This is a genomic window from Neoroseomonas rubea (assembly GCF_016106015.1).
In the GTDB taxonomy this organism is placed as follows: domain Bacteria; phylum Pseudomonadota; class Alphaproteobacteria; order Acetobacterales; family Acetobacteraceae; genus Neoroseomonas; species Neoroseomonas rubea.
The window spans coordinates 1-11,246 of sequence record NZ_JACADQ010000115.1; the positions used below are offsets into that span (position 1 = coordinate 1).

Sequence of the window (11,246 nt, forward strand, 5' to 3'; positions counted from 1 at the left end):
CTCCGGATCCGGCGCGCCATAGACGGCGCGCAGATGCTGCGCGCGGCTCGCCGGGTCGCGCAGCGCGCCCGCCGGGGCGAGGCCCCAGCCGGTGATCAGCGGCTGGTCTTCCAGCGCCAGGATCGAATCGGGACCGGCGAGGACGAGCGCGCCACGCAGCAACGGGTCGCCCATCAGCGGCGCGAGCGCGGCGAGTTCGGCCCCAAGCCGGGCTTCGACCGCCGCGCGGCGCGCGGGCGGCAGGGCGGAGAGCGGGACGGGGTCACCGGCCGCCTCCGCATACCAGGAGACCGAGCCCGGGTTGCGCCCATTGCCCCAGGTGACGACAGGTTCGGCGAACAGCGCCGCGCGCTCGGGCCCGAGCAGGGCGCGGAGCCGCGCATCGGCGTCCAGCACCGCGGCGCCGCCCATGGCGACGGGCTCAAGTCCCGTGAGGTCGGTCTTCAGGATGAAGCGCGGGCTCGCCATCGTGTCGTCGGCTCCGGACGGAAGGCTGCGGCGGCGCGGCCGATCCCCGCGCCCCTCCGCCACTCTAGGCAGGAAGGATCATGCGGGAGAATGGCTTCGCCGTGGCGGGGATCACCTTGCGGCCGCGCAAGCGCCGCGTCGGTGAAGCGGTTCAGGCCTCAAGGACCACGTAGGCGTCTTCGACGAGCACCGGGAAGGTCTCCGCGACATAGGGGCCCTCGGCCAGTTCGGCGCCGGTGGCGACCGCGGCCGGGAAGGGCCGCACCTTGGTCCGGCGCGGATCGAACCAGGATTTTCCCGTGCGGATGTCGAACTCCCACTGATGCCAGGGGCAGCGGATGAACTCCCCGGCACGCGAGAAGCGATAGGTGCCCGGCGCATCGGATTGGGTCAGCCCGCACAGGATGCCGCCGGACAGCGGCCCGCCCTGGTGCGGGCAGCGGTCCAGCAGGGCGAAGAATTCCCCCGAGAGGTTGAAGATGATGATCCGCTTGCCGTCCGCCTCCACCACCTTGCGGCCGCCGGGGGGAATCTCGGCGACCGGCGCGACGACGTGCCGCGCCATCAGCGGCGGTAGAGGTGGCGGGCGTTGCCGCCATAGATCAGGGCGCGCTTGGCCTCGGGGATGGTCGAGGGGATGGCGAGTCGGGGATCGTCGAAATCCCAGTGCGGATAGTCCGAGGCGAACAGGATCCGGTCCCAGCCGATCCACTCGATCGTGTCGAGCAGGTGCTCGGGCCGGTCGGGTTCCTCGATCGGCTGGGTCGAGACGAAGACGTGCTCGCGCAGGTATTCGCTCGGCGCGCGTCTCAGATGCGGCACTTCGTCGCGCAGCCGCTTCCAGGTGGCGTCAAGCCGCCAGCCGAGCGAGGGCATCCAGGCGAAGCCGCATTCGATCATGATGACGCGAAGCGACGGAAAGCGCTCGAAGATGCCCTCTATCACCATGGAACTGACCTGCGCCTGGGCGCTGGTCGCGTGTTCCTGCACTTCCTCCACGTAGAAGGACGGCCAGCCGCCATTCGTCATCGCGTGGCCCGAATAGCCGAAGGCGTGGATGCCGACCGGCAGGCCCGCTTCCGCCGCCGCCTGCCATATCGGCCAGTAGCGCTGACGGCCGAGCGGCTCGCTCGTGCGGCTCATCAGCAGCACCTGGCAGAAACGCGGATCGCCCGCCCAGCGGCGGATTTCCTCGACGGATGCCGCGCCGTCCTCATAGGGGACGACGATCGAGCCGCGCAGCCGGTCCTCATGCCGCAGCCAGTGCTCGACCTGCCATTCGTTCACGGCGCGGGCGAGTGCCACCGACAGCCCGTCGTTCACGTCCCCCTGTCCCGAAGGCTGCAGCGGGTTCAGCACGCCGATGTCCATGTCGTAGCGGTCGAGGAGTTGCTCCCGCAGGAAGGGCAGGTCCGAGGCCGGCGGCCCGCCGCCCGGCGGCCAGGCATCCCGCCGGCAGGCGAGCGGCGCCGCCTTCGGGAAGGGATAGCCCTTGTGGAAGCCGTGCCGCGCATGGATGCCGTAGGTCACCAGGCGGTGCCAGGCGGCCTCGCTCAGGAAGGGGCGGAATTCCGACAGGTCCCGCACCCGCGGATGGATGTCGACATCGACGAGGCCGAGCGTCGCGGCGGCCGGGCGACCCGGGGACGCGATCGGGCGGATGAGGTTCATGCGCTGCCTCCTTCCCTGAGCCGAGCATAGGTGGCGCGGGGGTTCTTCACCATGATCTTCGGCAGCAGACCCGCCGGCAGGCCGGCCGGGACGGTCGCGTCGCCCTCGAAATGCGCGTGCGGCCAGTCGGTTGCCCACAGCAGCATCTCATCCGAGCGGAGATGGTCGAGCATGCGGGCCACCGTCTCCCCGTCCTCCGGCGCGTCGAAGGGGCGGATCGTCAGGCGGACCTGGTCACGGACGATCTCCGATGGCGGGCGATCGACCCAGGGGATCTCGAAGCGCACGCCCTTCCAGCCCTTGGTCAGCCGCCAGAGGAACCCCGGCAGCCAGGAGACGCCGCTTTCGATCAGCACGACCTTGAGCCCGGGGAACTTCCCGAGCACGCCCTCGGTGAGAAGCGAGGCGAGGCTCGCCTGGAAGCCCAACGAATTCGCCGCGTATTCCTCGACATACCAGGACGGCCAGCCGACGGAGGTCGGCGGGTGCCGCCAGGCGCTGCCGGCATGGATGCCGAGCGGCAGCCCGTGCCGTTCGAGCGCCGCATGCACCGGCCACCATTCCCGCCGGCCGAGCGGGATCTCGCCCATGCAGAGCACCAGGCCCTGCACGAAGCGGGTGTCGGGCGCGAGGCGCTCGATTTCCGCCAACGCCTCCTCCACGCCGTTGGGCAGCAGGATGGAAGCGCGCAGCCGGGCGTCGCGGTCGAGCCATTCGGCGCGCACCCAGTCGTTCACGGCGCGCGCCATGGCGGCCGACATGTCGCGGCTGAAGGGCAGCTGTACTGGAAACAGCGGGTTCAGGATCCCCGCCCCCGTCCCCCAGCGGTCCAGCGCCTGCGCCTGGAGGGCGCCGACATCGGACGGCGGCTGCCCCTTCGCTCCGCGCCAGTCCGCGCGCACGGAACTCGGTGCATTGGGGGGGTAGGAGGCGCTTTCCAGCGCCTCGATCCCGCGCTCGACCAGCGTGTGGCGCCAGTATTCATCCATGTATGGCAGCAGCGCCGCGACGCCGGGCACGGCGGGATGCAGGTCGCAATCGATGGCGGCGATGGTCACGTTTCCTCGGCGCCCCTTCAAGCGTGGCGGCTGGCGCGCAGGTTCGGCCTTATCGCGCGCGCGGGCAATGGGCAGGCGGATCGCGGCGCGCGATAGTCGCGCCATGAACCAGAACCTGCCCTTCTGCCTGCCGCTCGACGGTGCCTCCAATGTCCGAGACCTCGGCGGCTGGCGCGTCGCGGACGGGCGGCGGGTGCGGCAGGGGATGGTCTGGCGCTCGGCGGCGCTGCATGGGCTGACGGAGGCCGATCTCGGCCGGCTGGCGGAAGCCGGCATCGCGACGGTCTGCGACCTGCGCGGCGAACGGGAAGCCGCGCGCGCCCCGTCCCGCCTGCCGCCGGGGGCGCAGGCGCATCCGCTGCCGATCGAACCCTTTGTCGGTGCCTCGCTGCGCGACATGCTCGAGCGCGGCGCGGCGACGGGCGAAGGCGCCGTCGAACTGCTGCGGCAAGCCTATCTCGCCTATGTCTCGGACCACCTGCCCGCCTATCGGAGCCTGTTCGCGCTGCTGATGCAGGACGCGCGGCGGCCGCTGCTGTTCCACTGCTCCGCGGGCAAGGACCGGACAGGCATCGGCGCGGCCCTGGTGCTCACCGTGCTCGGGGCGGACCGCGAGACCGTCATGGCGGACTACGTGGCGACGGACCGGCTCTGGCGGCGCGACCATCCGCTGCCGCCAGGCACGCCGCCCGCAGCGGCGGAGGCCATCCTATCGACCCACCCGGCGCTGCTGGAGGCCGCGCTCGATGCCGCCCTCGCGCGCTTCGGGGGCATCGAGGGCCTGGCGGCGGAAGGGCTCGGTCTGGACAGATCCGCTCTTGCATCGTTCCGGAAAGCGCTGTTGGATTGAGCCGGCCTGGGGGCGCCCGGAGCCACGCACATGACCAACCTGTTCATCGTCGACCGCCGCGCGCCGCAATCGAGCCGCATGCTCGACTTCATCGCCATCCGCGGGTTGCGGGGGATGGCCGCCGAACAAGGCGAGATGATCCTGGAGATCGCGCTCCGCGCCCGCAGCGCGGCGGGGGACTCGCCCATCTCGACCCTGACGCTCGTCGCGCACGGCGCGCCCGGCGCGCTGCAGATGGGCCTCGGCCTCAACGAGCATACGGCGCATGACTTTTCGCCCCTGCGGAGCCGCATGCGGGGCGGACCGCTCTCCTCCGTCCGCTGCTTCGCCTGCACAGCCGCCGCAAACGCGGGGGCGGACAAATGGAACAAGGACGGCACGCTGGAGTCAGGCTGGGGCACGACGGGAAGCCGGACCAGCATCACGACCGGCCGCGGCTACCGCTTGCTGATGGCGCTGGCCCGCGCCCTCGGTTGCGAGGCGCGCGGCCCGGTGCTGACCCAGTACCTGTCGGCCGAGGGCTACCAGCGGATGCTCGATGGCGAGGCGTTCCGCGGCCCGGTGCTCGTCGTCGCACCCGATGGCGGCTTCCGCATCGAGCATCCGGACGGGTCCGTGCGCGACGGCGCATCCTACGCCTGACCGCCACGCGGCGGCGCCATGCGCCGGCGGGGATTGAGCCCCCCGCCCCGCCGCGCCACGCTGGCGGTCCATGGACATACAAATCCCCCCGCCCGGCATCGCGCAGGAGATCCTGCCCGGCCTGCGCTGGCTACGCTTCCCCCTGCCCTTCCCGCCGCACCACGTGAACGCCTGGCTGCTGGAGCATGAGGGCGGCTGGCTCGCCATCGATGCTGGCGTCGCGAATGACGAAACGCGGGGCAACTGGACCGCGGCTCTGGGGGGCGCGGCCTTCGGGGGGCGGCCGCTCTCCGCCCTGCTCGTCACGCATTTCCACCCGGACCATGCCGGCCTGATGGGCTGGCTCGCCGAGGGACACGGCGTCGCGCCGATGATGACGCGCATCGAATGGCTGCAGGCGCGCGCGCTGTGGTTCGACACGGGCGAGGAGATGATCGCCCACCAGGCGGAATTCGCACGGCTGGCCGGCGCGCCGGACGACTACGTCGCCTTCCTGCGCGGCCGCGGACCGCTCTATGTCCGATCCGTCGCGCCGCTGCCGCGCGCCTTCCGCTGCATCGCGGATGGCGAGGTTCTGCGCATCGGCGAGCGAGCTTGGCGCGTCATCACCGGCCAGGGGCATGCGCCCGACATGGCCTGCCTGTACTGCGCCGAGGACCGCGTTCTGGTCGCCGCGGACCAGATCCTGCCGCGCATCTCGCCCTATGTCGGGCTCCATGCGGGAGAGCCGATGGGCGATCCACTCGGCGCCTTTCTCGCCTCGCTAGACCGCTTCCGTGACCTGCCCGAGGAAACGCTCGTGCTGCCTTCGCATGGCGAGCCCTTCCGCGGGCTGCATGCGAGGCTCGATGCGCTGGCCGCGCACCATGAGCAAAGGCTTGCGGCGCTGGAGGAGGCCTGCGCCGCGCCGGCAAGCGCGCATGCCTTGCTGCCGTCGCTGTTCCGCCGGCCGCTCGACCAGCGCAACCTCGGCTTCGGGCTGGGCGAGACGCTCGCCCATCTGCGCCGGCTGGAAGCGGCCGGACGCATCGCGCGCGAGCCGGATACCGCGGGCGTCTGGCTGTGGCGGCGGCGATGAGCGGGATGGACATCGCCGCCTTCTGCCGCGCCATCCCGAAGGTGGAACTGCATGTCCACCTGCTCGGCGCCATCCGGATCGAGACGCTGCGCGAGATGGCGCTGCGCCAGGGCGCGGGATACACCGAGGCGGAGGTCGATGACCTCGCCCGCCGCGACGCGAAGCCGAAGGGCGTGCTGCACATCCTCCGCGCGCTGGAACAGCGCATCCTGCGCGGGCCCGAGGACCTGCACCGCATCGCCTATGAGTACCTCGAGGACGCCTCCGCGCAGGGCGTGCGCCATGCGGAGATCTTCTGGAACCCGACCGGCACGGCGCGCGATACCGGGATTTCCTATCGGGACGGCGCGGACGCCATCCTCGCGGCCTTCGACGACGCGAAGCACGATCACGGCGTCTCCGCATTGCTCATCCCGTCGATCGACCGGGAGGGAACGCCGGAGGAAGCGACCCAGATGGTCGCATGGATGCGCAGCCACCGGCGCGACCGCATCATCGGCCTCGGCCTCGACTACCGCGAGACGGATCGGCCGCCGGAGATGTTCTGGAAGGCCTATCGCGAGGCGAAGCGCGCGGGGTTCCGCCTCACCGCCCATGCCGGGGAATTCGGCTGCCATTGGCGCAATGTGGAAACGGCGATCGACCTGCTGGAGGTGGAGCGGATCGACCATGGCTACACGGTGCTGGACAACCCGGCGCTGGCGCGGCGCTGCGCGGAGCGCGGCATCGTCTTCACCGTGGTGCCGACCAATTCCTACTACCTCCGCACCCTGCCGCCGGATCGATGGGCGCAGGACCATCCGATCCGCCGAATGCCGCAGGTCGGGCTGCTGGTGCACCCCAACACCGACGACCCGCCGCTGCATCGGATCGACCCGGCCGGCTGCTGGCGCATGATGGCGGAGGATTTCGGCTTCGGCCTCGATGACCTTCGGCGCTTCATGCTGAACGGGATCGTCGGCGCCTTCCTGCCGGAAGATGACAAGCGCGGGCTCGCCACCACATTCGTCGCCGAATTCGACCGGCTTCAGGCCGGGAGGGAGCAGAGTCCATGACCGCCGCCGATACCATCGCCGCCATTCGTGCGGATGCCCGCTTCGCCAAGGCAGCCGCAACCCTCGCCGCCGAGCACGCGCGCATCGTGGACGACCTCGTCACGCTAACCGAGATCCCCGCGCCACCCTTCGGGGAGGAGAAGCGCGCCGCGGCCTACCTCGAAATGCTCCGCGCCCATGGGCTGGAGGAGGTGGAGCAGGACGAGATCGGCAACGTGATGGGCATCCGCCGCGGCTTCGGCAATGGCGAGATGCTGGTGGTCGCCGCGCATCTCGACACGGTCTTTCCGGTCGGAACCGATGTGCGCGTCCGGCGGGACGGCACGCGGCTCATGGCGCCGGGCATCAGCGACGACACCTGGTCCCTCGCGGTCAACCTAGGCTTCATCCGCGCACTGGACGCGGCCGGCATCCGCACGCGGCAGGACATCCTGTTCGTCGGCGATGTCGGGGAGGAAGGGCTCGGCGACCTGCGCGGCGTGCGCCACCTGTTCGAGAAGGGCCGGCACCGGGAGCGCATCCGCGCCTTCCTGACCGTGGACAGCCCGGAGGTCGACCGCATCGTCGCCGGCGGCGTCGGCTCCCGCCGCTACCGCGTGACCTTCCGCGGCCCGGGCGGGCATTCCTACGCCGCCTTCGGCATCGTGAACCCGATGTACGCCATGGCCGAGGCGGCGCGCGCCCTGGCGGCGGTGGAGGTCCCGAAGTCGCCACCGACGACCCATTGCGTCAGCATCGTCTCCGGCGGCACCTCGATCAACGCCATCGCCAATGCCGTGACGATGGAGGTCGACCTGCGCTCGGCCTCGGCGACCGAACTCGCACGGCTCGATGCGCGCTTCCTCGCCATCGTCGAGGCGGCGGTCGCGGCCGAGAACGCGGCACGATCGACCGCGGCGGGTACGGTCGCGGCCGAAGTCACGCGCGTCGGCGACCGCCCGGCGGGCGAGACCCCGGCAGGCGCGCCGATCCGCGACATCGCCGCCGCCGCGGTGGCGGCGGAAGGCTACGCGCCGCGCTTCGAATTCTCCTCGACCGACGCGAACGTGCCGATGAGCCTCGGCATCCCCGCGCTGAAGATCGGCGCGGGCGGACGCGGCGGGCGGGCGCATTCGCTCGACGAATGGCTCGACGTGGAACCGACCGAGGCGTTGCGCGGGATGCGCACGAGCCTGGCGACCATCCTCGCCCTCGCCGGGATGGAGGGGATTGCCTAGAGGTTGCGCCGTTCGGCACGCAGCGTCGGCAGGCCGATCCCCGTCGCATCGAAGCCGCCATCGACCGCGATGACTTGCCCGGTGAGGTAGGAGGCGCGCTCGCTGCTCAGGAAGAAGATCGCCTCGGCGAGTTCTTCCTCGAGCCCATAGCGGTTGAGCGGGATGGTGTCGTGGTAGTCGCGCCGGATCTCGGGCGTGTGAACGGCCTTGGCCATGGCCGTGTCGACCGGCCCGGGTGCGACCGCGTTCACGCGGATGCCGAGGTTGGCGAGTTCGACCGCCTGCTGCTTCGTCAGATGCGCGAGCCCGGCCTTGCTGGTGCCGTAGGCGACGCGGAGCGTGGAGGCGCGCAGGCCGGAGATGGAGGTGATGTTCACCACCGCCCCGCCGCCGGTCTCGGCCATCAGAGGTGCCGCCGCCTGGGTCATGAGGAAGGGGCCGGTCAGGTTCACGGCCAGCACGCGGTTCCATTCCTCGGCCGTCGTCTCGAGGATGGGCTTGAACACCGCAGTGCCGGCATTGTTCACGAGCGCGTCGAGGCGGCCGAAGCGGTCGCGCACCGCCGCCACGGCGGATGCGCCGGTAGCGGGGTCCGCGACATCGGCGGCAATGGCGAGCGTCGCCTCGGGTCGTGCAATGGCCTCGATCGCCGCATCCAGCAGCGTCGGGTCGATGTCGAGCAGCGCGACGCGCCACCCTTCGGCCAGGAAGCGCCGCGCGGCGGCGAGGCCGATACCGCGCCCGGCGCCGGTCACGAGCGCGACACGGGACGCATGCGTGGAATTGGTCGTCGTCATCCTGGGCTCCGGCGGCTTGTCGCAGGCGGCGTCAGTCGGTCGCCATGACCTTCACATAGGACCCCGGCGCATCCTCGATGGCCGGCAGCCTGCCCTCGCCCGGGATGCGCGCGGGGACCATGGCCTTGTCGAGCCCCGACACCCAGCGATGCCAATCCGGCCACCAGGAACCGGCGAGTTCGGTCGCGCCCTTGAACCAGGCCTCGGCCTCGGGCGGCTGCTCATCGTTGATCCAGTGGCTGTACTTGCCCGCATCCGGCGGGTTGGCAACGCCCGCGATATGCCCCGAGGCGGCGAGCACGAAGCGGACCGGCCCCTTGTAGATCTGCGTCGCGCGATAGGTGGAAATCCAGGGCGCGATATGGTCCTCCCGCGTCGAGAGGATATAGGCCGGCACCTTGATCTTCCGCAGGTCGAGCTTCACACCGTCGAGCTCGATCGCGCCCGGCTTCACCAGGTCGTTCTGCTGGTACATGCGGCGCAAATAGAAGCTATGCATCTTCGCCGGCATGCGCGTGGAATCATCGTTCCAGTACAGCAGGTCGAACGGGAAAGGTTCCTGCCCCATCAGGTAGTTGTTCACGACGAAGGACCAGATCAGGTCGTTCGCGCGCAGCATGTTGAAGGTCGTGGCCATCTCCTGGCCTTCGAGGAAGCCGCGCTTCTGCATCTTCTCCTCGAGGGCAGCGAGCTGCTCCTCGTCGATGAAGACGCCGAGTTCGCCCGCTTCCTCGAAATCCACCATCGTCGTGAAGAAGGTCGCGGACTTCACGCGCGTATCCTTCTTCGCTGCCATGTGCGCGAGCGTGGAGGCCAGCAGCGTCCCGCCCAGGCAGTAGCCGATGACGTTCGCACCCTTTTCCCCGGTCGCGGCCTCGATCGCGTCGAGCGCGGCGTAGGGTCCTTCGCGCATGTAGTCCTCGAAGCCCTTCTCGGCGAGCTTCGAATCCGGGTTGACCCAGGACACGACGAACACCGTGTGCCCCTGCTCCACTGCCCAGCGGATGAAGGAGTTCTTCGGCCGGAGGTCGAGGATGTAGAACTTGTTGATCCAGGGCGGGATGATGAGGAGGGGCCGCTTGAGCACCTTCTCCGTCGTCGGCGCATACTGGATCAGCTGCATCAGGTCGTTCTGGAACACCACCTTGCCGGGCGTCACGGCGATGTTCTCGCCCACCTTGAACTTGGTGTCGTCCGTCATGCGGATCTTGAGCTGGCCGCGGCCGCGCTCGAGATCGCCCAGAAGGTTCGACAGGCCGCGCAGCAGGTTCTCGCCGCCCGTCTCGGCCGTTCGCCGCAGCACCTCGGGGTTCGTCATCAGGAAGTTCGTCGGGCTCATCGCGTCGACGAACTGGCGCGTGTAGAAATCGACCTTCTGCGCCGTCTTGGGCTCAAGGCCCTCGGTGCCCTCGACCACATGCCGGAAGTAGCGGGCGGAGAGCAGGTAGGACTGGCGGATGAAGTCGAAGACCTCATGCTCCCGCCAGGCGTCGTCCTTGAAGCGGCGGTCCTTCTGGTCCTCGGCGATGACGGGCGTGGGGTCCTCTCCCATCATCCGCCGCGCCGTGTTCTGCCAGAGCGTGAGGTAGTCGTGCCAGAAGCCGAGTTGCGCCTGCACCAGCCGCGCCGGGTTCGCCATCAGCCGCGTCGTCATCTCGAGGAACGCGTTGCCGATGTTCAACGGATCGGGATCCGCCGTCGACCCTGCCTGGCGCTTCAGGAAGTCCGCCACGATTCGCTGCCCGCGCTCGGCCACGTCCGCCATGGTCCGACTGACCAGGGCGGGGTCGGGAAGCCGGAAGGCGGTCGGTGTTCTGTCGTTGTTGTCGGCCATCTGGCGTTCCGGATACGAAGCGATGAGGCCAAGCCTTCGCGGGCCGACCGATTCCGGTTACGCCTGCCGCCCATGCGGGGTGCAGCGCGATGACCGTTCGGGTGGGCCGCGTGGCCGGCGAAAGTCACGGTAGGGGCCGGGGCCGGGCCGATCAAGCGCGCGCGGCCGCGGCCACGCTGCTGCTTGTGCTGGCCGGATGCACCGGCGGGCAGGGCCCGGAGTCGATCGGCCCTCTGTTTTCCCGGATGTTCGGCCCGGCGAATGAGGGCCGTGAATCTCCGCCCGGGGCCGATGCCCCCTTTCCGAACCTCGGCACGATCCCGCCCCGCCCCGCGGTCGCCGACCCGGCGGTGCGCAACGCGCTGACGGCTGCGCTGGCCGAGGAACGCCAGCGCAGCCGCAACCCGCTGGATCCGGAGATGCGTCCGGAGCCGATGCGCCCCTCCGGAACCCGGGGCGATGGCAGCATGCCCTTGGCCCCGCCCGGGCCACCGCCGCTCGCCGCCGCGCCGCGCGTGCCGTGGGAGGAAGCGCCGTTGGTGCCCAGCCGCCCGGCCGCGAGCCCGGCCCCGGCGG

The 11,246-nt window shown here is 70.5% G+C and carries 11 protein-coding genes and 1 pseudogene; 6 read left to right on the forward strand and 6 right to left on the reverse strand.

All coding sequences use genetic code 11. The features are described from left to right. From HW577_RS12710 to HW577_RS12725, 4 genes are all read right to left on the reverse strand, one after another. A partial coding sequence (locus HW577_RS12710) for a hypothetical protein (protein ID WP_198376508.1) occupies positions 1-468 on the reverse strand: 468 nt, incomplete at its 3' end. 151 nt (positions 469-619) lie between these two features. After that, positions 620-1,033 (reverse strand): Rieske (2Fe-2S) protein, encoded by a 414-nt coding sequence (locus HW577_RS12715; protein WP_198376509.1) that lies wholly within the window; start codon positions 1,031-1,033, stop codon positions 620-622. Next, positions 1,033-2,139: an amidohydrolase family protein gene (locus HW577_RS12720; RefSeq protein ID WP_198376510.1), complete on the reverse strand. Its 1,107-nt coding sequence runs from the start codon at positions 2,137-2,139 to the stop codon at positions 1,033-1,035. Before HW577_RS12720 ends, HW577_RS12715 begins: the two co-directional genes overlap by 1 nt. Further along, the gene (locus HW577_RS12725; protein ID WP_198376511.1) at positions 2,136-3,197 is read right to left on the reverse strand and encodes an amidohydrolase family protein; all 1,062 of its coding nucleotides are present in this window, start codon (positions 3,195-3,197) and stop codon (positions 2,136-2,138) included. The genes HW577_RS12720 and HW577_RS12725 overlap by 4 nt, the downstream gene beginning before the upstream one ends. Before the next feature lie 103 nt (positions 3,198-3,300). Between HW577_RS12725 and HW577_RS12730 the strand changes: the two genes are divergently transcribed. The 5 genes from HW577_RS12730 (at position 3,301) to HW577_RS12750 (ending at position 8,039) form a co-directional block, all read left to right on the forward strand. Then, entirely contained in the window at positions 3,301-4,047 is a 747-nt protein-coding gene (locus HW577_RS12730) for a tyrosine-protein phosphatase (protein ID WP_198376512.1), read from the forward strand. 30 nt (positions 4,048-4,077) lie between these two features. Then, the gene (locus HW577_RS12735) at positions 4,078-4,689 is read left to right on the forward strand and encodes a hypothetical protein (RefSeq protein WP_198376513.1); all 612 of its coding nucleotides are present in this window, start codon (positions 4,078-4,080) and stop codon (positions 4,687-4,689) included. A gap of 70 nt (positions 4,690-4,759) precedes the next feature. Beyond that, positions 4,760-5,767 carry an MBL fold metallo-hydrolase gene (locus HW577_RS12740; RefSeq protein ID WP_198376514.1) on the forward strand — a complete coding sequence of 336 codons (1,008 nt, stop codon included), beginning with the start codon at positions 4,760-4,762 and terminating at the stop codon, positions 5,765-5,767. Beyond that, entirely contained in the window at positions 5,764-6,822 is a 1,059-nt protein-coding gene (gene add, locus HW577_RS12745) for an adenosine deaminase (RefSeq protein WP_198376515.1), read from the forward strand. Before HW577_RS12740 ends, add begins: the two co-directional genes overlap by 4 nt. Continuing rightward, the gene (locus HW577_RS12750; protein ID WP_198376516.1) at positions 6,819-8,039 is read left to right on the forward strand and encodes a M20/M25/M40 family metallo-hydrolase; all 1,221 of its coding nucleotides are present in this window, start codon (positions 6,819-6,821) and stop codon (positions 8,037-8,039) included. The genes add and HW577_RS12750 overlap by 4 nt, the downstream gene beginning before the upstream one ends. Here HW577_RS12750 and HW577_RS12755 read toward each other — a convergent pair. Together HW577_RS12755 and HW577_RS12760 are read right to left on the reverse strand one after the other, a co-directional pair. Further along, positions 8,036-8,836, reverse strand: a complete 801-nt coding sequence (locus tag HW577_RS12755; protein WP_198376517.1) for an SDR family NAD(P)-dependent oxidoreductase — start codon at positions 8,834-8,836, stop codon at positions 8,036-8,038. The two genes, HW577_RS12750 and HW577_RS12755, sit on opposite strands and share 4 nt — an antisense overlap. A 31-nt stretch (positions 8,837-8,867) precedes the next feature. Further along, positions 8,868-10,670: a PHA/PHB synthase family protein gene (locus HW577_RS12760; protein ID WP_198376518.1), complete on the reverse strand. Its 1,803-nt coding sequence runs from the start codon at positions 10,668-10,670 to the stop codon at positions 8,868-8,870. A gap of 101 nt (positions 10,671-10,771) precedes the next feature. Between HW577_RS12760 and HW577_RS26525 the strand changes: the two are divergent. After that, a pseudogene (locus tag HW577_RS26525) lies at positions 10,772-11,246 on the forward strand (hypothetical protein); the annotation flags it as partial.

What these genes read in the sequence shown, in the direction of transcription:
- HW577_RS12715 (WP_198376509.1), bottom strand. Translation starts at nt 1,033, where the DNA reads ATGGCGCGGCACGTCGTCGCGCCGGTCGCCGAGATTCCCCCCGGCGGC.
- HW577_RS12720 (WP_198376510.1), bottom strand. Translation starts at nt 2,139, where the DNA reads ATGAACCTCATCCGCCCGATCGCGTCCCCGGGTCGCCCGGCCGCCGCG.
- HW577_RS12730 (WP_198376512.1), top strand. Translation starts at nt 3,301, where the DNA reads ATGAACCAGAACCTGCCCTTCTGCCTGCCGCTCGACGGTGCCTCCAAT.
- HW577_RS12735 (WP_198376513.1), top strand. Translation starts at nt 4,078, where the DNA reads ATGACCAACCTGTTCATCGTCGACCGCCGCGCGCCGCAATCGAGCCGC.
- HW577_RS12740 (WP_198376514.1), top strand. Translation starts at nt 4,760, where the DNA reads ATGGACATACAAATCCCCCCGCCCGGCATCGCGCAGGAGATCCTGCCC.
- add (WP_198376515.1), top strand. Translation starts at nt 5,764, where the DNA reads ATGAGCGGGATGGACATCGCCGCCTTCTGCCGCGCCATCCCGAAGGTG.
- HW577_RS12750 (WP_198376516.1), top strand. Translation starts at nt 6,819, where the DNA reads ATGACCGCCGCCGATACCATCGCCGCCATTCGTGCGGATGCCCGCTTC.
- HW577_RS12755 (WP_198376517.1), bottom strand. Translation starts at nt 8,836, where the DNA reads ATGACGACGACCAATTCCACGCATGCGTCCCGTGTCGCGCTCGTGACC.
- HW577_RS12760 (WP_198376518.1), bottom strand. Translation starts at nt 10,670, where the DNA reads ATGGCCGACAACAACGACAGAACACCGACCGCCTTCCGGCTTCCCGAC.